We start from the raw sequence: 25,020 nt of genomic DNA on the forward strand, positions 1-25,020 counted from the left end.
GTATATTTCTGAGCTTTTAGCGATTTTAAAAAGCACTATGGCAATTAGGGAATTAATTTTCTTAATAATAATTCTATTACGAATATAAATATTTATGTTGATATATTATTGGTAATTGTTGCTATTATATTGTGATATTTTCCTTGGGTTTATTTGGTATTTTAACATCCTTTAAAGAGAAATACAAGAAATAGGAGTTTCAATAACTCTCAACTTACCGTGAGGATTAAGAGAGTCAGCGTCTATCGTCTTACCTTGGACTTTAACTATTTCTTTATCTCCCAATACCGTATCAATAAAAAGTAAAGCAAGCCCATTTTTATGGCAATTTGATCGTAACGAAGATTACTTTTGACTGTATATTTACGGTTATGCTACCTGCTAAGAAACAGAATATCAATTTGGAGGAAGTGGATTTCACTTATGTTATTTGAACGCATCAAAAAAATATCAGAGACAAATCCTGACTCTCCAGCGATATTAACTGAACAAGAGTTAATTTCTTATCAAGATTTTTTATTAGAAGTAGAAAAACTTGCAAACCATTTTAAAAAATGTGGTTTGACTCAAGAAACACCACTAGCTATTGTACTTGGAAAAAATGAAGTGATTTGGACAGCTGTAGTTGCCGCGAGTTACTTGAATGTGCCCGTCATGTTAGTAGATCCTAATTTAAAAGAAGCAGAAATGAACCAAATTATGAAAATGTATCAGACTTGTTTTGAGTTGCGGGAAACGAATGGTTCAGTAGCAGGGGAATATAAAGGAGATGTTATTCAGAAATTAAACTGTTTTGGTAATGAGTTTTTATTAATAAACAGTGGAATGACTGCAAATTGTTGGAATGAATACATAGGTTCAACAGAAGATCACAGTTACATCGTTCTGCTAACTTCCGGTTCTACTAAAGTGCCATCTGCAGTAGTTAAAACTGTGAAGAGTATCGTAGGAGATGGGGAACGAATCGGACACTCGCTTGGTATCGTTCCGTCAGATCGAGTACTTTGTGCAGCTCCCGTTTATCATGCATTTGGGTTGATATGCGGCTGTTTTGCAACTTTCTTATTATATTGACATAACTAAATGTGACACCGTGATGCAACTATCTAGTTATGCTTTTGATGGAGCAACATTTGATATTTTCGGAGCATTATTAAATGGGGCAAAAATAATAATTGTTCCTAAAGAAACGATGTTAAACGTCCGCCAGTTAGCTGATTTAATCGAAAAACAACGTATTTCAGTTATGTTTATTACAACAGCATTTTTTAATGTTCTCGTTGATATTGATATAAGTTGTTTAAAACATGTTCGGAAAATTTTATTTGGCGGAGAGCAAGTTTCAGTTAAACATGTTCGCAAAGCATTTCAATATCTTGGATCTAACAAAATAAAGCACGTATATGGTCCAACAGAGAGCACGGTATTTGCAACATGTTATGACGTTAATGAAATGCAAGAATGATCATGACGAGATGCTAAATGAGTACGTAGACCAAATCACGAATATACAGAGTGAGGGTCCATATGTACTTTTTGGATATTCTGGAGGGGGGAATTTAGCGTTTGAAGTGGCTAAAACAATGGAACAAAGAGGTATGCAGGTATCTGACATTATCATGTTAGATACTACACCTTGGAACAAAGAAGTTCAGGAAATAGCATCCACAATACTTGCAGAGGCTGCTAATTTGGCACATTTAGATGCTCTAGAATGGACGGCTACTCCATATGCGCAAAATAAACGTACTAAGTTTCTGATGTACATGGAGAATTTAACAAACTCAGGATTAGTAGAAGCTAATATTCATAATATAGTTGTTGACACCGTAACGAGGTTACTTAAGAAAAAGTGGATAAATACCACATCTAAAGCATATATTGAATATAATGGAATCGGAACACATGATGAGCTACTAAATCCTGAATATATTCAAGAAAACGTAGAGATTATCAAACAAATTTTGAACAAGATTAAAGATAAAGCTTTTGAGGAGATGGTATAATTTTTGTTTAAATGGGGCTGACTCCATAGTCATCAAGTTAAGGTTCAAAAACTTTTAGTTTTTGAACCTTTTATCTATTCTTTATCTATATAAATTTGCTTTGAGATTTTAACGTTTCAAAAACCGATACACAATACATGGAGGGGCCTATCTCCTTCATGTATTGTGTATTTTCTTTTACATCTTGATGAACTAAATCGGAAACTGTAACAAATTTGCACCCCTGTTTCGAAAGAATATCCAGTGTTTTTTCCAACGCTTTTACGGGTTGCGTTTGATTGACTTCAGAATCATGCAGTAATATGAATCCGTCCGATAATTCCGATTATGTAAAAGCCCACTTTTGGGTGTGTAAAAGTGGGGGGAGGAGCAATAAGATGGGTTTTGTGAGATAATCTGTAAGATTTACTTGTTATCACTTATCCTTAAAGGGTTTCCTATTCCTCCATAATGAGTGAGTCGATTCTTCATTCCTATCTCGTATTAGTTGTCACAAATTGAGCATGAAATAACCACCAGAATGATAAAGAGAACAAGAATCACTCCCAATTCTCGTCTTTCTGTTCCAAAGAATCCCATTTTCTCACCTCCTTTTCATGTGACATCTAATTCCATGCTATGTGAAAAGGTAAGGACAAGTGTTAGGTTATAGCCTTAATTAAAGATTTTAGGTTTTTTGCTTGCAAATTTTTAAGCTATGAATAAGCTGAAAAACAAGAGTTTGCTTACTGTTGGTGAAGCTGGCATTCTCTCAGATGGTCGTGTAGTAACTTCAAGAGTTTGGTTTATGAATCCTATTATTTTCTGTTATGCTAATAAAGAAAATGGTGTTGTGTTTTTACGTGTCTATCGATACTCGTATAAATTTGTTCCCTTTTAGAATCTACCTAAATATAAATAGTATAAAATAACCCTACAAAGAAGGAAGAGGAGCAACGAGACGATTGTGGAGAACTGGGAAATCGTAAAGAAATTATCCAGCCGAAAGAAATTAGGAACGGTTTGGTTGGTTCGCAGAAGCAAAAGTGGACAGACTGAAACAGGGTATTTTAAATTTTCAAACCCACAAAATGAAAGGTACATTGGTCCTCTCGCAGGAAATGAACTGCTTGCTTACCATCTGGCTTCAAGGCTGCACCTACCGATTGCCCGCGTAGAAGCAGCAAAGATTAAAGGGCAGCTCGGTGTAGTATCGCTAGCACGCCCTGAGCCTAAATTATATAAATGGGATCAATTAACTAGACATATCTACCATAATATTCCGAGGTTTATTCTTCGCCCTGAAAGACTGCTCAAAATGTTTGTTTTTGATATTTGGATTTGCAACATCGACCGACATGGGGGAAATTTGCTTGCTTACCCTGTAGGGGAAAAATATGATTTCTATCTTATTGACCATGGTCTGTCTCTGCTTGGTGCTGTGCAATGGCAGGGATTTTCCTGGGATCATCCACACTGGGACAGGGTAGTGGGTTACAATCGAAATTACGTAAGAGGCTTAAGCAAATATATTCGTAGTTATGAGCAGCTGAAGCCTTACGTAAAAGTGATACAGCATATACCTTACCAGGAGTTAGAAAAATCTGTTGATTCGATTCCACTGACTATGCTTTCCCATGAAAATAAAAGAACCGTAAAGCAGCTGCTGCTCTCACGTCAGAAGAAGCTGCATACCATTGTGCAGCAGTGGATAAAAGATTACAAAAGACCCCCGGAACCGTAATTTCCGGGGGTCTCTGTTTGGTGCGCCCGGCATGGGCGTCATCTATAGGGTTCAAGTCCCGAATGGCGAAGGCAGTTGTAGCCATTAGCTTATGATAAGGGTGTCGACCGTGACAAGGGCGAGGCTCTGTAAAAATAGGTATTTAAATCAGTAACAATAGCCCAGCATAGTTCATATTTTGTTGAGGGGAGTAATTCGAAGTATTTGGTGGATTCACCCGTTACGCAGTTGTTCTTTGTTTTGTCCTCTTTTCGAGTTGCTGGTTCGCTGCCGGCACAATTATCAATTTAATAAACGGAGGTTGTAAAAATGGATGATTTCAAAGATGAACTCCAGGAGCTGAATGTTGATCATTTCGAGGCAGGCCAACTGGTTTCTTATGATAATCAAAGCCAGTACTATGTTGATCAGTCTCGACAATGTTCTAATTGTTTTCATTGTACCCGTTGCTTTAATTGCTCTCGTTGTTCTAATTGCTTCAATTGTTTTCGTTGTTTTAATTGCTTCAATTGTTTTCGTTGTTTTAATTGCTTTCATTGTACCCGTTGTTTTAATTGCTCAAACTGTTCCCGTTGTGGCGGTGGCCGTTGAGCCCATTGTTTCTAGTTTCTTAACGGAAACCGTGGTTGCATAAGGAGAAGAGCCCCTGCATAAGTTGCTGCAGGGGCTCTTTTCTACAAGAGTAGACATAAGGGACAAATAGCAGTACATAAGATTATGGTGAAGGTGATGGTGCAGAACTTGAGAACAGATCATGGTAAGGAGGAGTGTAATGACAAATTTGCCCCCTTCTACGCGCCTGAAAGTGAAAAGGGACACATTTTTTCTCCCTGATCCAAACGGTGGTGTGTATTTTCGGAACAACGTAAGCTCGTTCCGTATGAAAGGCAGTACGATCGACCAGTGGATTGAAAAACTGATGCCCATGTTCAACGGGGAGCACACGTTGGAGGATTTGACAGACGGATTGCCGGACCAATATCGAGGTCGGGTATATGAAATCGCAGAAATTCTGTACCAAAACGGCTTTGTTCGGGATGTGAGCCAAGACCGTCCGCATCAATTGACGGAGCAGGTTCTCAAAAAGTATGCTTCTCAAATTGAGTTTTTAGACAGTTTTGTCGATTCCGGTGCATACCGTTTTCAAACCTATCGTCAGGCCAAAGTGTTGGCGGTTGGCTCTGGTCCTTTTTTTGTCTCGTTGGTTTCTGCGTTGCTCGAATCCGGATTGCCCAAGTTCCACGTGCTGATCATGGACTCGGTGCCGACCAATCGGCTGCGGTTGGTGGAGCTGGTGGCACATGCCCGCAAAACGGACCCTGAGGTGGCGGTAGAGGAGGTCACCTTGCAGAAGGGGGGGATGAGTTCTTGGCGGGAGGCTGTGCAGCCGTTTGATTCGATTTTGTATGTGTCGCAGGAGAGTAATGTAGAGGAACTGCGGGTTCTTCATGCGATTTGTAGGAAGGAGAAGAAGGTGTTACTCCCCGCCATATGTCTGCAGCAGATGGGTATGGCGGGCCCACTGGTGCATCCAGACTCTGAGGGATGCTGGGAGTCGGCGTGGCGCCGCGTCCACCAATCCGCGCTTTGCAAGGACCAGGGGCTGCACGCCTTCTCCTCCACAGCGGGAGCGATGTTGGCGAATGTGCTCGTGTTTGAATTGTTCAAAAAGGTGACGGGAGTGACGAAATCGGAACAGACGAATCAATTCTTCCTGCTTGATCTGGAGACGTTAGAAGGAAACTGGCATTCGTTCCTGCCCCATCCGCTGGTGACCGGACGTGTGTCAGCTGAATGGGTTCAAGATTTTGATCTTCTTCTTGAACGGAGCTCGAGTAGAAGAGAGCCGAGCGGATTACTTCCTTACTTCAGCCAGTTGACATCGGCGGAATCAGGAATTTTCCATATTTGGGAGGAGGGAGATTTGAAGCAGATTCCGTTGGCCCAGTGCCGAGTTCAGGCAGTTGATCCGCTGTCGGAGGGGCCGGCTGAGCTATTGCCAGACATTGTCTGTGCAGATCTGACGCATGAGGAGGCGCGGCGGGAAGCGGGGCTGGCCGGGATTGAAGCGTATGTGTCGCGAATGGTCGGTCTGCTCGTTACGACGCTTTCCTTACATCAGGAAGTAGAGGATAGTATGGTAGAATCGCAGGAATTTGTCGGTGTCGGAGTGGGGGAAACGGTTGCGGAAGGTGTTTGCCGCGGTTTGCAAAGATGTTTGGCCGAAGAGTTGGGCAAGCAACAGGCCAATCTGAAACCTTCTGTCTTTCGAGTGCAGTTGGGTACGGTAGAAGATGAACGTTGCCGGTTTTATTTGCAGGCACTGACCACAATGCAGGGAGCACCGATGATCGGCTTGGGAGAGGAAGTGCGCGGCTTCCCTGTGGTATGGGTCGGTACGAGCGGTCGCTGGTATGGCAGTGTAGGTTTGAATATAACAATGGCGTTACGGAAGGCGCTGCAACAGGCGCTTATGAAGGCACAAAACCAAGCGACTTGTCCTACGACACACGCGTTAGAGGTTTCATCTGTGCTCCTGGAAGAAAAAGCATCGCTAAGTCTTGTGATTCCCGCATGTGAAGAGACGACACAATCGGAGGTTCTACAGTCCTCCTTGCAGGTCTTGAAACGAAACCGCACGCGGCTCTTGATCTTTGATCTGGCGCTGGAACCGTTTTTGAAAGAGGAATTGGCAGGGGTGTTTGGCGTGCTGCTGCGAGAGGAGGAATCCCGATGAGCGCTTTCGTGGCAGTTGTCGGAGAAGGGCTGTTGGCGGAGCACGTGTACGGAGAACTGTCCGCTCAATACCAGGTCGTTCGTCAGACAGATTTCGAGGCAGGAGTACCGGAAGCGACGGAGTTGGCTCTGGTGTTGCACGATGCCTGGCATCCTTCCGTTCATCAAAAGGCGGAAGAAGTGCTGCGACCAATCGGCATCCCCTGGCTGCGAGGCTTCGTTTCATTTGGCGAAGGCATAGTCGGACCGCTGGTTCGCCCGGGTACGCCAGGGTGTTCCAGGTGTGCCGACAGGCGACGACTCATGGCAGGACACGACCGTAAGGAGATGTGGGAGCTGCAACAGAGGCTGGCGGCGCACGGGGGAGTGCCATGTGACGCGTGGGCATCGCGCACAGGACTTTTGCAGGTAGCTCACCTGCTCGGGGCCGAGGCACAGAGGGTGCTGCAGGGCAGCCAGGCTTATTCGGAAGGACGGGTGTTTTTGATCAACCTGAAAACGCTGAAGAACTCATGCCACTTCTTTCTGCCTGACCCGTTGTGTCCGGTTTGTGGCCGATTACCCGACGATTCATTGATCGCGGCCCGAATTTCACTCCAACCAAGTCCTAAGATCAGCACCGACAGTTATCGCTGCCGTTCGATGGATGACCTGAATAAAGTTTTGGTCAAAGACTATCTGGATTACCGGATGGGCCTTTTGAATGGTAAAATGTATGACCTTATGTCGCCGTTTGCCGATGTAAGTGTAAATCTGCCGTTGTTCGCGGGAGACGAGGGAACAGCAGGTCGGACTCATTCCTATGCGGTAAGCGAGTTGACTGCCATTTTGGAGGGATTGGAGCGATACTGCGGCCTGTCACCTCATGGCAAACGAACGGTAATTCATGACAGTTACCGCAATCTGGAAGATCAAGCACTCAACCCCCTTAAGGTCGGGGTGCACGCGAAGGAACAGTATGCGCGGCCCGGTTTTCCATTTCAACCGTTTCATCCTGATCGCCCAATGGATTGGGTATGGGGCTATTCGTTTTTACAAGAACGTCCAATTTTGGTTCCGGAGCGGCTCGCCTATTACGGCTTGGGTTGTGGGCATGGCTTTGTCTATGAAACTTCCAATGGATGCGCGTTAGGCGGAAGTTTGGAGGAGGCCATTTTCTACGGCATTATGGAAGTGGTCGAGCGCGATTCGTTCCTGATGACTTGGTACGCGCAGCTGCCTCTCCCACGCATTGACCCTTATTCTGCTAATGACCAAGAATTGCAGTTGATGGTCGACCGTTTGCGGGCGGTGGCGGGATATGATGTGTATTTGTTTAACGCGACGATGGAGCACGGGATTCCAAGCGTTTGGGCGTTGGCGAAAAACAGAAAACAAAAGGGAGTGAATCTCATTTGTGCGGCCGGAGCTCATCTGGACCCGGTACGGGCGACGAAAGGTGCGATTCACGAGTTGGCCGGACTGATGCTAACGCTTGACGAGAAATTTGAGATGAACAAGGAGGAGTATGTGCGGATGCTCCACGATCCGTCCCTGGTGCAGCAGATGGAGGACCATTCCATGCTGTACAGTTTGCCGCAAGCGCAGGAGCGCCTGCAATTTTTGCTGGATGAAAATCGTCCATTGCGAACGTTTGACGAGGAATTCAAGTGGAAGGCGAGGCATGCAGACCTGACCGATGATCTGCAGGACATTCTTCAGGTGTTTCGCCAATTGAACCTCGATGTAATTGTGGTGGACCAGACGACACCGGAAATCATACGAAATGGACTGTATTGCGTGAAAGTGCTGATTCCGGGAATGTTACCGATGACATTCGGATATCACTTTACTCGTGTGATAGGGCTGGAGAGGGTGCTCCGGGTACCGGTAGAACTCGGGTATGCGAAGCAACCGCTGACGCTTGAACAGCTCAATCCACATCCGCATCCGTTTCCATAAGCCATGACGAGGATAACTAGGGGGGAGAGAAGGATGAGTCTGGAGGCATTTCTTCACAACCTACATTTTGACATTGACAAGGCAAGGCCACCGGACTTAGAGGTGGACTGGGAAGACGCACCGCTTGCGTATAAGCTCTACCGTGGCTTACCTGTGATTCCATTGTCTTCGGAAGTACCGCTCACGCTCGAAGGACGGGAAGCACCCGCGAAGCCTGATCTTCGCGGAATCGGTCATTTTCTTTGGTACGTATTCGGGCTTACTCAATTCTGCCAGTCAGTCTTTGCCTCGAATTCCACGGAACAAGCGGTAAGCCTAATGCAGTCGTACCGGCGGTTTGTTCCCTCCGGTGGAGCATTATATCCAAACGAATTATACGTGTATTTGAATCTGGAAGATTTGCCTGCCGGGGTGTACCATTATGATGTGGCACACCACCGCTTGGTGTTGTTGCGAGAAGGCGATTTTGATTCATATCTAGCCCGGGCTCTTGGCAATCGCTGTGACATGTCTGCTTGTTTTGGTACTGTTTTTGTGTCGACGATGTTTTGGAAAAATTTCTTTAAATACAATAACTTTGCCTATCGTCTGCAAGGACTGGATGCTGGCGTGCTGATCGGGCAGCTGCTGGAAGTGGCAAAACGGTTTGGCTTCGCATCGGGAGTATACTTCCAATTTCTTGATCGGGCCATCAACCATCTGCTTGGGCTATCTGAACAGGAGGAGAGTGTATATGCGGTTATTCCACTGTCGATGGAGCCGGCGATCACTTGGTTTTCTAATAGGAATAGCATAGACGGGATTGTCTCTGCCACCGAATTGTGCCGAGAGTTGACAGCGGTTCAGCATGATCACTATGTCAGGTCACGAAGGATCACGGAGTATCCGATGCTGATCAAGATGAACGAAGCGTCCCTGATGGAATCATCGCGAATGTTTCGGCAGATCGAGGGGAAGAAGAACGTTATTTGTGAGGGCCAGGCGGTGGCGCTGCCCCATGTGAAGCGGTTGTCGTATGATCTGGCGTCGGTCTGCCGAAAGCGATATTCACCGGATATAGATTTTGTTTTGGGCAAGGTAAGTCAACCGCAGTTAGCCGCTCTGCTGCAAGAGGCGGTGGCTTCCTTTTCGTATCGAAATGATTTGGATGGAGTACATGAGGGACTTAAGTCCCGTGTCTCACTGTATGGTTGTTTGTATAGCGTTGAAGGTATTTCGGATGGTGCATATTATTATGACAGTGCTGCCCATGCGCTACAGCGGGTACGTCTCGGAGATCATCGGTTCTGGCTACAGCACGGAATGGCTGCGGACAATGTAAATCTGTTTCAAGTACCGCTCTGCCTACACGTGGCAGGAGACAAGGATCACCTCAAAACGGTACTGGGATACAGAGGATATCGTATCCAACAAATGGAAGCGGGCATGCTCGTGCAGCGATTACTGTTGGCGGCGTCCGCCATTGGGATGGGAGGACACCCGCTCCTCGGATTTGATGCGAATTTGTGTGATGAGATCTACAAGATGGATTCACAAGGAAAAACCAGCCTGATTCAAATTCCGGTCGGTCCCTATCGTCATCGTCCCAGGTTGGCGGGAAGTTTGCATGGCTAAGGGAGGCAAGAGTGAGATGTTGGAATCAAAAAAATAACGATAAATATTATTTTCCTATCATTGTTTATATAATTAAGAAGGATAGAGGTTTATGTAATGAACAACATTCAAAGTGAACAGGATATAATTGAATTAATTAAAAACGACCAATTGATGATGGAGATTCTTACCCTTGTTAAGGATTTACGTTTGCCTGACTGTTGGGTTTGTGCAGGATTTATCCGTTCAAAAGTTTGGGACGTTCTGCATGGATTTAAAGTAGCGACTCCATTAGAAGATGTTGATGTCGTTTATTTCGATTCAAAGAACATAGATAGTAGTACAGAAAAGAAATTTGAAGAAAAACTTAGGCATATGAATCCGAATATTAATTGGTCAGTAAAGAACCAGGCAAGGATGAATATAAGAAATAACGACAGCCCTTATAAATCTTCAGAAGACGCTATTTCTAAATTTCCAGAAACAGCAACAGCGGTTGGTGTTCAATTAGACAGTGAAAATAATGTTATTTTGACTTGTCCATGTGGCATAGAAGACCTTATTAACTTGATTGTTAGACCTACTGAACATTTTATTCGAAACGCTGATACTAAAGCTGAGATTTATGAAGAACGATTACAAAAAAAGAACTGGCAAGAGAAATGGTATAAGTTAAATATCATTCACATGCTTTAGTTACATAATGAAAGATGGTGTTGAAAAACTCTATTTCAGCGATTATTAGTTTTGCAACACCATCTAAAGAATTTGCAACCTTATATCAAGTTTTGCGTATAAAGAAGACGAAGACAATGGTAACCATAACGTTTTACTGTATGGTTTAATTATATTTTCACTGGGGTGAAATGGTTCTGAATAAGGTAGAAACAAAAGAGTATTTGATGCAAGAGCTAAAACAAGTGGAGACGTGGGAAAATGAGCAGAAGGATTTGTGGTTCTGGGAAAAGTTAGGTCGACTTCCTTTTGTTCTTTTGGATAAGATTACCCCAAAGTTGATTCGGGACAAAATTGGACAGGCCATTGATGAAGTGGGAAGTTATATTCAAACAGGTGGGCAATATTTAATTAGCGAAAAGCAAACGCTGGAGCGATTGCAAACATTCGCTTCACAGGATTTCGATGCTCTTTTAACAATTTCGGGTGTAGCTCATTATCCGTTAGAGGTTATGGACAAGGCTGCCGAGGAGATTGGCAAATCGCGTACGAACATGGCGATAGTACAGGGAGCTACCACGGGAATTGGCGGTCTGTTTACCCTGGCAATTGATATCCCGGCTTTGCTTGGCCTTTCGCTGAAAGTGTTACAGGAGATCGCCATTTGCTATGGCTATGACCCGAAAGAGAAACAAGAACGCATTTTTATCATTAAGTGTATGCAGTTTGTTTCCTCAGATATTGTAGGAAAGAAGGCCATCATTGAAGAGTTAGGTGCGTTTGGTCAAGAAGGAAAGGACAGAGAAGTTATTGCTCAGCTTCAGGGATGGCAAGAAACGGCCATGAATTATATTGATAATTTTGGCTGGAAAAAACTTTTTCAATTGATTCCAATCGTTGGCGTAGTGTTTGGCGCTTATATCAACAAGAGTACGGTTGAAGAAGTCGCGGAAGCCGGAAGAATGCTGTATCGAAAGCGGCGAATTGTAGAGAAGCTTAAACAGGTTACAGAAAATTCTGTCTTATAAAACGCGATTTCATTTGAATAATTTTTTACGAAAAATAAGGAAAAAGGGAAGGCCCGAAGTTTTTGCTAGAAACGGCATACTCGGGTCTGTTTTTATGAGAGAGGATATCTGTCGTGGAAGGTATATGTGCCTAAATTTAAATAAAGGTTCTTCACAGTTTCTTCACACCTGTTCTTTATATTTATAAACAAGTGAAGAGAAACAATAGAAAGGGAAGAGGCAAAATGAAAAAGACATTACTTTTTGCTGGTATTGCCACAGGTGCCTTTCTTCTGACCGCCTGCGGCCAGATGGAGAAAAACTCAGCAACCGAGCCACCAGTGAAAGCAGAGAATAAAGAAACGAAACAATCAGCAACCCAAATTGCAAATCAGGCGAATCGGGTGATTGTAGATTTAGTAGCAAAAGAGTCGCGACAAGAAATGAAGCCGGGGATTACATTGCCGGTTTGGACATACGGAGGGAAGGTTCCAGGTCAGGAAATTCGGGTAAAGCAGGGGCAAGAAGTAGTCGTTAACTTGAAAAATGAGTTGTCCGAAAATGTAACCATTCACTGGCATGGCTATCCGGTACCTTTTGAAATGGATGGTGTGCCGGGGATGTCGCAAAATTCCATTAAACCTGGAGAGTCCTTTACGTACAAGTTTACGGCAACTGTTCCGGGAACGTATTGGTATCATTCTCATAAAAATAGCGCAGAACAGGTGGATAGAGGATTGTATGGTGCGTTTATTGTAGAAAAGAAAGATGAACTGAAGACGGATAAAGATTATACGCTGATTCTTGATGAATGGGAAACAGCAGCGGCAAACCAAAAAAGTTCTAAACAAGGAATGGACCATTCTAACATGAATATAGACAGTATGTCCGGTCAAAATAATAGCAATGGCAACAATCAATGGATGCATGGAATGGATCATTCGAAAATGGGTACTATGAATATGTCCGATAACATGAAAAACAGCAAGGGCCAATCCATGCATATGATGGATCACATGGCTTCTTATGACTTATTTACAGTTAATGGAAAGTCTAGTTCGTTTATTGAACCGTTGGTCGCAAAAACAGGAGAAGTGGTGCGGCTACGTTTTATTAATGCCGGATACCAGCTTCGTTTGATGGATTTCGGTAATGTTCCATATCGAATCGTAACAACCGATGGACAAGATATTCAACAGCCTCTAGAAGTGAAAGGTAAGTTGCTCCCAATTGGACCAGGTGAGAGATATGATGTGGTACTGACTATTCCATCTTCCAGCTTTGAAATTTTAGATTGTACCAAGCGTCCGGCAGCAAAAGATGTAAAAATCATGGTACAAAATCAAGATAACAAGAGCGTTGCGCAAACCGGCAAGGTAACAACGGAGCTGCTTGATATTACAACGTACGGTAAAGCGACAGCTAAAACAGAGCGAAGAAAATATGATAAAGAATTTAAAATGGTTTTTGAGGATGTTATGGATCATAGCTCTGATATGGGAATGAAATATACAATCAATGGCAAGTCTTTCCCGGATACGGAAAAATTAATTGTGAAAAAAGGCGAATATGTGAAAGTGACGTATGAAAATAAAGGGCAAGCGAACCATCCAATGCATTTGCATGGCCACTTCGTCAGAGTGCTGTCCAAGAACGGGAAACCGGTAAGCGGCTCGCCGCTGATAAAAGATACGTTAAACGTCAAACCTGGTGAGACGTATGAAGTAGAATTTGTGGCTGACAATCCGGGGAATTGGATGTTTCATTGCCACGACCTGCACCATGCAAGCACGGGCATGATGACAACGGTTGAGTATGAAGGATATAAGAATCCTGTAAAAGTAGATCGTAACGATCTGTCAGAATAAGCTGATGGTAGCGAAGGAGATGTCGGTGTCTCCTTCGTTCTTTGTTTATATTTTTTAGGTTAAGATAGCTAAAAGGCTGTATGGAGTCTTTGGCGGAAGGAAAAAGTTCAATTGAGCATGCCATTCATATTGCCGGAGAGCGGTTTGCTAAAGGTGAGATTTCGGAAAAAGAATATGAACGAATTCTGAACAGGCTCAGAGAGGATGAGAAGTAGGATGAAAGAAGAAAAAGTTATTTTAATTGTTGACGACGAACAACCGATGCGTCGGCTTCTCTCGCTGTATTTACGCCAATCAGGCTATGCGACTCACGAAGTATCCTCAGGAGAAGAGGCGCTAGCTGCCGTTCGGAGCAATAGATACGGGCTTATTCTGCTTGATATCATGATGCCCGGTATGTCAGGGTGGGAGGTGTGCGAAAGCGTGAGGGAAATCTCGAATGTTCCTGTTATTATGTTGACCGCGCGAGATGAAACGAGAGATAAAGTGAAAGGGTTGGGTTTAGGTGCAGATGACTATATTACAAAGCCTTTTGAAAAAGAAGAATTGTTAGCAAGAGTACAGGCTTTGTTACGGCGAAGTGAAAGATATCATCCTGAAGATGGGAATTATCGAAATAAAAACCTGCTGATTCATGGTGGTATTACGTTGGACAGTGAAAAGCGTGAAGTATGGTATAACCAACAAATGCTTTCATTAACCAGAAAAGAGTACGAATTACTCTACATATTGATGAAACACCCGGGTCAAGTATTTAGCAGGGAACATTTACTTGCTCTCATATGGACAAATCAAGATGTCGAGGATTATCGTACAGTAGATACTCATGTGAAAAATTTGCGGGAGAAGTTGCGGGCAGCGGGAGCGCCTGCCCATGATATTATCAAAACAGTATGGGGAATCGGGTACAAAGCGCAATGAACATGCAAGCACTAGTACAATTTATTCGTAATCGTGTATCAATTAAGCTTGGCCTTTTATTATTGTTTGTTTTTTTGCTTATTCTTTTTTCGTTGGGCAACATTTTATATTCTCTTTTCCTAACTTTCTATCTTTCGCATGTAAATGAGGAATTAGTACAACGTGCGAACAGTCATGCGAATGTATTAAGCGATCATTTCGAACCAACCACAATTCAGCATGTTGTTCGTATGGAGAAGGGTTCAAGAAACATGGTTGTCATTCTTGATCAAAAAAAACAGGTTATCGCCAGCTCAAGTCCAATTACTTCTTTGCATCGGGAGTATCTTAAGGCCAGTGAAAATAAGCAAGAAGGAGAAACATCGATAGAAAAAGATTGGAATACAAAACCTTTTCTTGTTTCTTATTCACCTGTTTTACAGAATAGGGAAGTGGCTGGAACTGTTGTTATGTTTAGTCCCACAGCGCCGATTCGTGAAGCAGTCAATATTTTGCAGCAAATGCTAGTGATTAGCGGCATCATTACCGTTTTTGTCGTTGCGGGAATTTTATTTATCATTTCTCGTATGCTCGTTCGTCCCCTCTTGGAAATGAAAAAAGCAACAGGTGAAATTGCGCAGGGGAACTATGCTACCAGATTGCCTGTTAGAGGTGGTGATGAAGTCGCACAATTGGCTGCATCCATTAATCATATGTCAGATCGCGTTCGCTTTTATCAAAAGCAGCGTAATGAGTTTTTAGCGGATGTTAGCCATGAATTGCGCACTCCGCTTACATATCTTAAAGGGTATTCGGAAATCCTGGCTCATTCACAACGAGAGGGAGAGAATGCCGAATATGCAAAAATTATTTATGAACAAAGCAACCGATTGCAGCGGCTTGTCCAAGATTTATTCGATTTGGCACGGATGGAACAAGGTGATTTTTCCTTCCGCATGGAGCGTTTCTCGCTTGAAGATGCAGTTACAGACGCTTTGTCATTAGTCGAAGTTTCCGTAGAGGAGAAGGGGCTTCGACTTGAGTACCGACCTTTCAGCACTTCTTTGTATGTAGAAGGAGATAGGCAGCGAATCGGTCAAGTCTTGCTGAATGTATTAGAAAACGCACGAAGATATACACCTTCGGGAGGTATCATTTTTGTTAGAATGAAGTGTAATGAACATTACGGAATTGTAGAGATTGAAGATACTGGGCCTGGTATTCCAGAAGAAGATATACCGTATATAATGGAAAGATTATACAGGGTGGAAAAATCTCGTTCTCAAGTGACAGGTGGAGCCGGTTTGGGACTAGCTATCAGTAAAGAAATTATCGAAAAGCATAAAGGAACATTGCAGGTTAAAAGCGTCGAAGGAGAAGGCACGACCTTTGTTATTAAGCTACCATTGTATAATTGACACTCCACACGGTTTCTAAGCCATCACATGAAGGGATTACCGAGCAACACCGTCCTTCATCCCACGATGAAAACCGCAGGAAAAGAGAAGAGCGACAAAATAGGGGCCAAACCAAGCTCTTTTTTCCTTTTCCCGGCAACGTTTCAGACAAAACGGGATACGGTATCAACTGTCTCCCTCACTGAATGGCCCAGATGTTTTTCTGCCGCGTTCTGTCTGAAGCAGAGAGTGGCATTTTTTTGGTTGCCACGAGGAAAAGACGAGGTGCAAGGTTTGGCCCTTATTTTGGCTCGAACGATTATCTTCTTTTCGTGCGTATTTGTTCAAGACTTTTAAATTCATACCCTTTTTTTCGTACGTCATCGATAATTTTTTCCAGAGCTTCTGCATTATCCTTAGAAACCGAATGAAGCAAAATGACCGCACCCGGATGAAGTTGAGCCATGAAATTATCGTATGCGTATTTCCAGCCCCTTTGCGCCTTGGTATCCCAATCTTTATAGGCAAGAGACCAAAAGACATTTGTGTACCCGAGCTGTTTGCTTACTGCCAGCGTCCGTTCGCTAAAAATCCCTCTCGGCGGACGCAAAAAGGAAACCTCTTTTTGTCCGGTCATTCGGATTACCTCTTCTTTTACTTTTTCCAGTTCTTCTTTCATCCTGCTGTTTGAAATTTTGGTCATATCCGGATGACTCCAGGAATGATTCCCGATGATATGCCCTTCCTTCACCATTCGTTGTAATAATTCGGGCTGGCTTTTGACATAATGTCCAGTAACAAAAAAAGTCGCCGGGACTTTTTTCTCCTTCAGCGTATCTAAAATTTGCGCTGTGTAGCCATTCTCATAACCATTGTCAAAGGTGAGGTAAAGCTCTTTTTTGGTCGTATCCCCCAAAAAGATAGCTTCATGCTTTGCCAAAAGTTCCTTAAACCCCTCTTCGTCAATGGAGGGAAGCTGACCGTTTTTACTTTTTTTAAAGCCGAAGTGATACGGAGTATCCTGATAACTTCCTGTTGCATAAAGCGGTAATAAGGAAACGAACAGGACGAAAACAGTAAGGATGGTTAAACGCTTCATTGATGCACTCACTCCTCGGTATGCGTAGCTTTTTATAAAGATATTTTCCCAACAAGACGGAAACATTATGTACATTTGTTTGGAAACCTTTTGCAACTCGTATCATTTCTTCATTTTTCTCTGTAGTCACTCATGATATTCTTTTCTACGCTTCAGCCGTGCGGAGTGTCAATTTCTTGTAGCTAGGTGTAAAGCAATAAGGCCGGAAATGTGGGGAGCAGCCATTGAAGTTCCATCTAGTGTCTTGAATTGCTTACCGAGCCAGGTAGAAAGAAGATTGGCGCCCCCCGCCATTACCGACCGATGCTACCATGATAATTCCTTTTTAACCGACGAGATGTTCATGAATTGGATTGGATTCGTTTGTTTCAACTTCATCATCATCAAATATTGCTTTTGGCAGGCTAGTATACGTTCCCCAATAGTAAGAGATTAAAGAAAGTGTGGCAACGAAAATGATATCCCAAGGATGTTTAAGGACACCGATACCTCCGAATAATCCGAGATAGGAAGCAATCATCATCGTTGCGTAATAAAATACGAGCCACCATGAGGATTTTATTTGTTGTGTGAAACTTACTTTCTCAGTAGGAACCCATTTTTTAAAGAATAAATAAACGATAAACATAACGATTTGAGAACCGAGTAACCAGGAAATCGTTTTCCAACCAGACCAGTATACGATTAATGAAGCAATAATAAATGAAAGTGGACATAAAATAGCCATTCCTTTTAATCGAAATGGACGGGGCAGATCCGGTGCGTTGTGTCGGAAAGCTGCCGCAGAGATTGGAGCAAATGCATAGCTTAATACTAACGCCGCTGAAACAACACTGATTAAAGACTCCCATGACGGAAAGGGAAGAGTCCAGAAGACTGATAAAATAAATGATAACCAAACAGCAGGACGAGGAATTCCTGATTTTTGTTCGACTTTTGTAAATACTTTGAATAATGTTCCGCTACGGGCCCATCCATATACAACACGTGGAGTTGTAGACATATAGATATTACCCGTTCCACTCGGGGAGATGATCGCATCAGAAACGATAAAAAATACGAGCCAATTTAGTCCAAGAACCGCAGCAATATCTTTAAATGGGAGACTAAACTGTTTGTCAATTCCTGCCCATCCATTTTCCAGCATATTCGTTGGTATGCTTCCGAGAAATGCTACCTGTAAGAGAACATATACAATTGTGGACAGAACGACGGACAATATTAAGGCGATTGGAATCGTTCGCTGCGGATTTTTAGCTTCACTTGCAACCGAAACAATGGGTGTTAACCCTAGATATGCAAAAATAACCCCACCTACAGAAATAGCAGATTCTATTCCGAATATTCCGGATGGTGCAAATCCACCTACAGAAAAATTAGCTGGTTTTAAGTGAGATAATAAAACAATGATAGTTATCGTTGGTACGAAGAATTTAAAAATGGTTATAATTGTGTTCGACTGAGCAAAAGTACGTATACTCCAATAATTCAAGATGAAAAAAAGACAAAGTAAACAAAATTGAAATAACCATCCAGATAACGTTGGCAGCGTAGATTCTTCTTGAGTTAAGCTTGGCCACCATGCGGTAGCATATTGGCGAGCTGCTTCTACCTCAATGGCAATAAGACTTGAATAAGCAATTAATGTTATAGAGCCAAGGAGATATCCCATAAGTGGACCATGGGAATAAACAGGATAACGAACGACACCTCCTGCACGTGGGACGGAAGCGCCGAGTTCACAGTAAACGAATCCTAATAGCAGAACGGCTATACCTCCCATAACCCATGATAATATACCAGCTGGTCCTGCAATGGCAGAAACGTGGCTAGCAGCAAAGAGCCACCCTGAACCAAATATAGCTCCAAATCCTATCCAAGTAAGATCAGACAGTGAAAGTTCTCTCTTAAACTTCCCTTGATTTGACATGTAACCTCACCCCTCTGTTTAATAAACATAGTTACTATCGTTGTGATTGTTTTTCATCAGCTGGATGGAATGTTTAAATCCAGCTGATGTGGAAAAGTAGATAGATTGGCAGGAATGGTAAAAAGGATTAATGATTGATTGGCATAGGTGGTATGAGTAAAAATCCTTCCTTTAGCGGGTCATCTTCGTTGTAGATGAATGTATGCATCCCTGTTATCCAAGCTGAGCCAGTAATTTCAGGTATGACTGCTTCAAATTCTTTTACTTTTGTAATATCGACTATCTTCGCTTTGAAAAGGCTTCCAATAATGCTTTCATGAACAAAGAGCTCGTTCTTTTTGATTTCGTTTCGTGCATACAATGTAGCAAGTTTTGCCGAGGTACCTGTTCCGCAAGGAGAGCGATCAATTCCTCCCGGCGGTACAACGACTGTATTTTTGCAATGTGCTTCTTCCTTGGTAGGATCCGTATAGAACTCAATATGTGTTAATCCTTTAATAAACGAGTGCTCGGGGTGGACGACGTCAGTTATTTGATTGATTGTGTCGCGAATTTTAACAGCGGTATCGATAATTTTTGCAGCATTGCTTGCTACAAGTTCTAATCCAATTTTTCGTGCATCGACAATACCATAAAAATTTCCTCCATAGGCGATATCGCAGTAAACCTCTCCAATGTTTTCTACATTAACATGTATGCTTTTTAACAGAAAAGATGGGATATTATGGAATGTTACTTCTTTCGCTTGACCATGTTCTACTTTAATCTTGACTTTTACCAGACCAGCTGGCGTATCTAAACTTAGATCGGTATAAGGTTCCTTAACTGGTATCAGACCAGCTTCAACTAGTGCTGTACAAAAACCAATGGTATCATGCCCGCACATCGGCAAATAGCCGCCTGTTTCGATATAGATTACACCTACATCCGCTTTAGGATGGCAGGGTTCCATAAGCAAAGCACCTGACATTACGTCATGCCCCCTTGGTTCAAACATAAGGAACTTTCGAATCCAATCATATTCTTCTTTCATGTGCAGCATTTTCTCAGCCATTGTTTTTCCTTCTAATTTTGGAAGACCACTAATAACTGTTCTTGTAGGATTTCCTCCGGTATGAGTATCAATAGTATGGAAGATTTTTTGGAATTTCATGAATGTACAACTCCTTTGACTTTAAAGCGATCGTATCTTAATGGTTCGATAGGAATTGTTGTATGTGATTTCTCTTTGATTAGTTCATCAATTAGTTTTCCCGTAATAGCGGCTAAACTGATTCCATCGCCTTCATGGCCAGCAGCAATATAAAATCCAGGAACCTCGTCAACGTGAGAAATAATAGGTAGATGATCGTTTGTCCATGGGCGCAGACCAGCATACGTTCGAATGACTAACATGTCCGCCATTTTAGGATAGAACCGAATGGCACGGCGTGCTATGCATTTAATAACATCAATATTTACAGTTGTATTCATTCCCACAAATTCTCTACTACTTCCAATCAAAAAATTTTGGCTCTCTGTTGGTTCAAATACTAAAGCCACGCCATATTTTTCAGTTGGCGGATCTACTTTTCTTTGGCCTCCAAACTTAGATATAAGATAACCGAATTCCATAACTTTTCTAAGGCCAACAGGTTGTTGCCTTGATGCAACAATAATATGACCTTTTCTGGGTTTAATTGGAATAGGAATGTCGAGCATCTTTCCAATCATGGGAGCCCATATCCCAGCAGCATTCACGACTTTTTTTGCTGTAAATAATTCGCTGGATGTTTCGATTTTAAAATCCCCCGTAGTTGATTTTTTAATGGAATGAACCTCAGTATGGGTGTAAATGTTAGCTCCCTTTTTCTTTGCTCCCTCTGCTAATGCAAATGAAAACAGGTAAGGGTTAACGGTTGAATCTGTTTCGCATTCCAGCCCTCCTAATAAATCATCAGCAAAAAAAGGGGATTCCTGTCTAATATCACTGCGATCTAACATTTTAAAGGGAAGCCCCGCTTCTTTTTGGCGTGCTACCCATTTTTCTGCAGCAATCATTTCCTCTTCAGTTTCACATACTAAAATACTGCCCGGTGCCCTATATTCAAAGTGATGTTCCAATTCTTTGCTTAATTCATTCACTAATTTCTGACTAGCTAGAGACATTTGACTATCGAATCCCGGGTCTTTATCGATCGCTAGTATGTTTCCATCACATCTGGACGATGTTCCGCTTGCTAATTCGTTTTTTTCTAATACCGCCACACTCATTCCTGATTTCGATACATAATAAGCGATAGCACTTCCAATAATCCCTCCTCCTATAATGATTACGTCAAAGTTTTTTTTCAATATGTTCCCTCCTTTCCGATGTTTCTAGTAATATTTTAGTAAGCAATAATCATGCCAATAACAAACGCTTTTAATTGATTCTGAATTGACAAAATATTTTTACATGAATAATATAATTATGTAAAATTTTTTAGAATGTGTAAAAAATATTATACGTTATGTAGGAGGGATACACATGAATTTTAAATTTCCTAGTTTAAAGGAAATCACGAATAAACACGTTATTGTTTTTAAATCTGAAACTGAAATTTCAAGGTCTTTTAATGCTGATGCAGCTTTTCTTATAGATAAGGATATCTTTTATATCACTGATTTTGAGCCTTTAAAGTTATCGAAGAGCAGGATGGTGGATTGTGATACACCCATTGAAGAGGTGATAAAGTATGTGAAAAAATACCGGTATTTATTAGTGAAAAATAAAGAGGGAGAACCGATTGGTTTTGTTGATTCTGTAATCATGTGTGAGTGTTTATTAAATTCGTATAAGTACTTGCATGCTTTTTTTGAAACGGTACTAGAAACGATGGATGCGTCGTGTACGGTGATCGATAAAAATGAAATAGTATGTGCCTGGACAGAAGAAGCGGAGAAAATTTTTTCTGTTTCGAGGAAAGATATCATCGGTAAGCCTATTACAGATTTCTTTGAACCTAATATGCTAGAAATATTAAAAACGTTAAAGCAAGGAAGAAAACTTCATCGTCATCGACATCAACCAAGGCCTGATTTGTTTGTGCTGATTAATTCCAATCCTGTTTATTTAGAGGGAAAGATAATAGGTGCAGTAGTATCTGAAACAGATATTACAAGTCAAGTACGTCTAAACCAGGAATTATTTAATATTTCCGCGGAGGTTCATCGGTTAGAGCAGGAGGTTGCGAGGTTAAGACCTTCAAAGGATTCATTTAGCCTTATAAAAGGGAGAAGTAGAACCATTCGAAAAACGATTGAAATGGCGAAAAAGATTAGTTCAGCTAAATCAACTGTTTTGATATTAGGGGAAAGCGGCGTTGGAAAGGAGTTATTCTCCAAAGCAATTCACGATGCTCGTGAAGCACCAGACGCCCCATTTATCCCTATAAATTGTGGAGCCATTCCAGCATCCTTGTTTGAAAGTGAGCTATTTGGTTATGAAAAGGGGGCTTTTTCAGGGGCAGATCAAAGAGGAAAAAAGGGGAAAATAGAATTAGCAAAAGGCGGAACCTTATTTTTAGATGAAATTGGTGAAATGCCTATCGAAATGCAAGTTAAGCTTTTACGCGTGTTGCAGGAAAAGAAATTCTATCGAATAGGTGGGACAAAGGAAATAGATGCAGATTTCAGAGTCATTGCTGCTACAAATAAAAACCTGGAGGAGATGATTAAAGAAGGAAAATTTAGAGAAGATTTGTTTTATCGTTTAAACGTTATAAGTATTCATATTCCGCCTTTGAGGGAAAGAAAAGAAGACATCATTGAACTGATTCATTATTTTTTGTATGAGTTCTCCATTAGATATAACAGGCCCATTCATGGTATCTCCCAAGATGTAATGAATGAATTATTCAACTATAGCTGGCCTGGGAATATACGTGAACTTAGAAATGTTATTGAACGTTTAGTAGTGCTTGCGACAGACGGAATTATAAAAAAAGACGATTTGCCTTTTGTACATCAAGTTGATACTCGCAGTACAAATATTGATAACTTGTTTGAAGTTCCCCATGCTGATACTGATAAAATTTTATCGCTGAAAGAAGAATTAGAGATTTGTGAGAAAAAAATTATTGAACGGGTGCTCCAAATGGAAAATGGAAATAAGCAAGCGTGCGCGAAGAGGCTGGGTGTTACGCGAGCGACATTATACAATCGAATGAAGAAACTTGGCATTACACTGTAATTCTCCTCGTTTGTTGGCATGTTTTTTGCTCGTTATGTAAATAGAAAAACCTATAACCATTGAATGAGGAGGAAAGACATGAAGACCTCAACAGATTTTATTGTATGTCGATGTGAGGAAGTAACTTATCAAAGTATAGTTGAAACAATAAAAAAATATAAATGCTCATCAAGAGAATTAAAATTGAGAACCCGTGCAGGTATGGGATTTTGCGGGGGAAGAACATGTCGCTATTTTATCGATAGGATTGTTGCTGATTATGGAGAAAATGCGGTCACTCACAATATGCCACTGAAATATCAGGCTCCGGTAAGACCTGTTACATTTGGACTGTTAGGTGATTTAAAATGAACAATCGTATTATTGATCACCCAGTTTTAGGTGAAATGAAGATCGGCAAGAAAGTGCCATTTCATTTCAATGGTCAGTATTATGAGGCATACGAAGGAGAAACGATTGCAGCTGCGCTTTTGGCCAACAATATTCGGACGTTGCGTGTGCATGAAGAAAGTGGTACAGCTAGAGGGATTTATTGTAATATTGGGCATTGCTTTGAGTGCCGAGTGACTGTAAATGGTTGTCATCATGTAAGGGCTTGCATAACTATAGTGGAAGAAAACATGGATATTCATAGCGGAAAAACACAACCAACTCCAATTAAAGATTTATTTAAAGGAGAAAATAACGTATGAGTGAATTAGTCATTATTGGAGCTGGGCCGGCAGGACTGGCTGCGTCAATTGCTGCAAGGGAATGTGGTCTTAAGGTAACATTAATTGATGAATTTATAAAACCCGGGGGAAGATTATTAGGGCAGCTATATCAGGAAAGGGATGGAACATGGTGGAACGGTATTAAAGAAACGGATAAATTAGTTGCTCAAGCAGAAAAGCTCGGAGTAGAAATTACATGTGGGATTTCTGTTTATCATTTGAATAAACATGAACACGGGTGGCTTGTTCACACCAATCATGGAAGTATGCAAGCCCCATATGTTTTGCTAGCAACAGGTGCAGCAGAATATCATGTCCCAATGCCAGGATGGACTTTGCCTGGAGTCATGTCAGTAGGAGCCGCACAAGTAATGACGAATGTTCATCGTGTAAAAGTCGGAAAGAAGGGAATGATTATTGGAGCGAATATTCTTTCCTTTGCGATTATGCATGAATTGCAACTTGCTGATCTTAATATTGCGTGTATGGTGTTACCACCAAAGAATGAGATATCAAAGAGCGCTGCAAAGCCAATGGAAGTCATGAAGAGTTTATTGAGAGCATCCCACTTAGCTCCATCACCTATATTAAGATTCGGAAGTCGCTTACTGATAAATGAATCATTGTGTAAGCTAGCCCTTCGTTTTCTTCCGAAAAAAGGAATGAGTGTATGGGGAATACCGATTCATTTACGGAAGGCAGCTATTGAAATAGTCGGCAATCAGCAAGTAGAAGGAGTAAAAGTAGTTGATATTACGATGGATGGAGAACCCATCAAGGGAACGGAAGAAATAGTACAGGTGGATTTTGTTTGCATATCTGGTGGATTATATCCATTAGCTGAATTGGCTGCAGTAGCGGGATGTCCATTTCACTATATTCCTGAACTTGGAGGACATATCCCACAACATAATGAACGAATGGAAACACCTCTAAAAGGCCTTTATGTTGCAGGGAATATTACAGGAATCGAGGGAGCCAAAGTTGCAATAGCACAGGGATTTGTAGCTGGTTATTCGATAGCAGAGCACACCGGGGCATCGAGAGAAACTGCAAAACGTAAATTGGAAGAAGCAATGAAAAACGTAAAAGACATTCGTGAAAAAGCAATCATCCAGTTCTATCCTAATGTCAAAGAAAATAGAGACAAATTGTACGGTGCATATCAATGTATTTAGTTGAAAAAATGGATGACATCACATGATGAGTTTTGTGAGTC

The 25,020-nt window shown here is 41.9% G+C and carries 22 protein-coding genes and 1 pseudogene; 18 read left to right on the forward strand and 5 right to left on the reverse strand.

Annotated elements, in window-relative coordinates:
* Positions 1-423 precede the first annotated feature (423 nt).
* The 14 genes and pseudogenes from K3F53_RS19635 (at position 424) to K3F53_RS07605 (ending at position 15,867) form a co-directional block, all read left to right on the forward strand.
* Positions 424-1,074, forward strand: coding sequence for a class I adenylate-forming enzyme family protein (locus tag K3F53_RS19635; RefSeq protein WP_057899138.1), 651 nt, complete (start codon positions 424-426; stop codon positions 1,072-1,074).
* Positions 1,049-1,462, forward strand: a pseudogene (locus K3F53_RS19640) (AMP-binding protein); the annotation flags it as partial. The gene K3F53_RS19635 and the pseudogene K3F53_RS19640, both read left to right, overlap by 26 nt.
* Positions 1,449-2,006: a thioesterase domain-containing protein gene (locus K3F53_RS07550; RefSeq protein ID WP_057899136.1), complete on the forward strand. Its 558-nt coding sequence runs from the start codon at positions 1,449-1,451 to the stop codon at positions 2,004-2,006. The pseudogene K3F53_RS19640 and the gene K3F53_RS07550, both read left to right, overlap by 14 nt.
* Positions 2,007-2,952: 946 nt before the next feature.
* Positions 2,953-3,729 carry a HipA family kinase gene (locus K3F53_RS07555; protein ID WP_057899135.1) on the forward strand — a complete coding sequence of 259 codons (777 nt, stop codon included), beginning with the start codon at positions 2,953-2,955 and terminating at the stop codon, positions 3,727-3,729.
* 309 nt (positions 3,730-4,038) lie between these two features.
* On the forward strand, positions 4,039-4,320 hold the full coding sequence (locus K3F53_RS07560) for a heterocycloanthracin/sonorensin family bacteriocin (protein ID WP_220560128.1): 282 nt from the start codon (positions 4,039-4,041) through the stop codon (positions 4,318-4,320).
* 181 nt (positions 4,321-4,501) lie between these two features.
* Positions 4,502-6,466 carry a putative thiazole-containing bacteriocin maturation protein gene (locus tag K3F53_RS07565; RefSeq protein ID WP_057899133.1) on the forward strand — a complete coding sequence of 655 codons (1,965 nt, stop codon included), beginning with the start codon at positions 4,502-4,504 and terminating at the stop codon, positions 6,464-6,466.
* The gene (locus K3F53_RS07570; protein WP_057899132.1) at positions 6,463-8,406 is read left to right on the forward strand and encodes a TOMM precursor leader peptide-binding protein; all 1,944 of its coding nucleotides are present in this window, start codon (positions 6,463-6,465) and stop codon (positions 8,404-8,406) included. Before K3F53_RS07565 ends, K3F53_RS07570 begins: the two co-directional genes overlap by 4 nt.
* 33 nt (positions 8,407-8,439) lie before the next feature.
* Positions 8,440-10,020, forward strand: coding sequence for a SagB family peptide dehydrogenase (locus K3F53_RS07575; protein WP_057899131.1), 1,581 nt, complete (start codon positions 8,440-8,442; stop codon positions 10,018-10,020).
* Positions 10,021-10,116: 96 nt separating this feature from the next.
* On the forward strand, positions 10,117-10,695 hold the full coding sequence (locus K3F53_RS07580; protein WP_057899130.1) for a nucleotidyltransferase family protein: 579 nt from the start codon (positions 10,117-10,119) through the stop codon (positions 10,693-10,695).
* 170 nt (positions 10,696-10,865) lie between these two features.
* Positions 10,866-11,702 carry an EcsC family protein gene (locus tag K3F53_RS07585; RefSeq protein ID WP_057899129.1) on the forward strand — a complete coding sequence of 279 codons (837 nt, stop codon included), beginning with the start codon at positions 10,866-10,868 and terminating at the stop codon, positions 11,700-11,702.
* A gap of 224 nt (positions 11,703-11,926) precedes the next feature.
* Complete coding sequence (locus K3F53_RS07590) at positions 11,927-13,549, forward strand: multicopper oxidase family protein (RefSeq protein WP_220560137.1); 1,623 nt, start codon at positions 11,927-11,929, stop codon at positions 13,547-13,549.
* A gap of 80 nt (positions 13,550-13,629) precedes the next feature.
* Positions 13,630-13,764 carry an SHOCT domain-containing protein gene (locus K3F53_RS07595; RefSeq protein WP_139184963.1) on the forward strand — a complete coding sequence of 45 codons (135 nt, stop codon included), beginning with the start codon at positions 13,630-13,632 and terminating at the stop codon, positions 13,762-13,764.
* A gap of 1 nt (position 13,765) precedes the next feature.
* Positions 13,766-14,470, forward strand: coding sequence for a response regulator transcription factor (locus K3F53_RS07600; RefSeq protein WP_057899128.1), 705 nt, complete (start codon positions 13,766-13,768; stop codon positions 14,468-14,470).
* Entirely contained in the window at positions 14,467-15,867 is a 1,401-nt protein-coding gene (locus K3F53_RS07605) for a sensor histidine kinase (protein ID WP_220560144.1), read from the forward strand. The genes K3F53_RS07600 and K3F53_RS07605 overlap by 4 nt, the downstream gene beginning before the upstream one ends.
* A gap of 298 nt (positions 15,868-16,165) precedes the next feature.
* On the opposite strand, the gene pdaA is transcribed toward K3F53_RS07605, so the two are convergent.
* The 5 genes from pdaA to K3F53_RS07630 form a co-directional block, all read right to left on the reverse strand.
* Entirely contained in the window at positions 16,166-16,945 is a 780-nt protein-coding gene (gene pdaA / locus K3F53_RS07610; RefSeq protein WP_091260687.1) for a delta-lactam-biosynthetic de-N-acetylase, read from the reverse strand.
* A gap of 168 nt (positions 16,946-17,113) precedes the next feature.
* Entirely contained in the window at positions 17,114-17,239 is a 126-nt protein-coding gene (locus K3F53_RS07615; protein ID WP_139184962.1) for a S8 family serine peptidase, read from the reverse strand.
* A gap of 31 nt (positions 17,240-17,270) precedes the next feature.
* Positions 17,271-18,875, reverse strand: coding sequence for an APC family permease (locus K3F53_RS07620; RefSeq protein ID WP_220560159.1), 1,605 nt, complete (start codon positions 18,873-18,875; stop codon positions 17,271-17,273).
* Between the two features lie 127 nt (positions 18,876-19,002).
* Complete coding sequence (locus tag K3F53_RS07625) at positions 19,003-20,028, reverse strand: 4-hydroxyproline epimerase (protein WP_057899124.1); 1,026 nt, start codon at positions 20,026-20,028, stop codon at positions 19,003-19,005.
* Positions 20,025-21,209, reverse strand: coding sequence for an NAD(P)/FAD-dependent oxidoreductase (locus tag K3F53_RS07630; RefSeq protein WP_220560168.1), 1,185 nt, complete (start codon positions 21,207-21,209; stop codon positions 20,025-20,027). Before K3F53_RS07630 ends, K3F53_RS07625 begins: the two co-directional genes overlap by 4 nt.
* 175 nt (positions 21,210-21,384) lie before the next feature.
* Here K3F53_RS07630 and K3F53_RS07635 point away from each other — a divergent pair, with 175 nt between their 5' ends.
* From K3F53_RS07635 to K3F53_RS07650, 4 genes are all read left to right on the forward strand, one after another.
* The gene (locus K3F53_RS07635) at positions 21,385-23,088 is read left to right on the forward strand and encodes a sigma-54 interaction domain-containing protein (RefSeq protein WP_057899122.1); all 1,704 of its coding nucleotides are present in this window, start codon (positions 21,385-21,387) and stop codon (positions 23,086-23,088) included.
* Between the two features lie 78 nt (positions 23,089-23,166).
* Complete coding sequence (locus K3F53_RS07640; RefSeq protein WP_057899121.1) at positions 23,167-23,439, forward strand: (2Fe-2S)-binding protein; 273 nt, start codon at positions 23,167-23,169, stop codon at positions 23,437-23,439.
* Positions 23,436-23,780: a (2Fe-2S)-binding protein gene (locus K3F53_RS07645; RefSeq protein ID WP_057899120.1), complete on the forward strand. Its 345-nt coding sequence runs from the start codon at positions 23,436-23,438 to the stop codon at positions 23,778-23,780. Before K3F53_RS07640 ends, K3F53_RS07645 begins: the two co-directional genes overlap by 4 nt.
* Entirely contained in the window at positions 23,777-24,979 is a 1,203-nt protein-coding gene (locus K3F53_RS07650) for an FAD-dependent oxidoreductase (protein ID WP_057899119.1), read from the forward strand. The genes K3F53_RS07645 and K3F53_RS07650 overlap by 4 nt, the downstream gene beginning before the upstream one ends.
* Positions 24,980-25,020 lie beyond the last annotated feature (41 nt).

This window comes from Aneurinibacillus thermoaerophilus, assembly GCF_019603355.1.
GTDB classification, from domain to species: Bacteria; Bacillota; Bacilli; order Aneurinibacillales; family Aneurinibacillaceae; genus Aneurinibacillus; species Aneurinibacillus thermoaerophilus.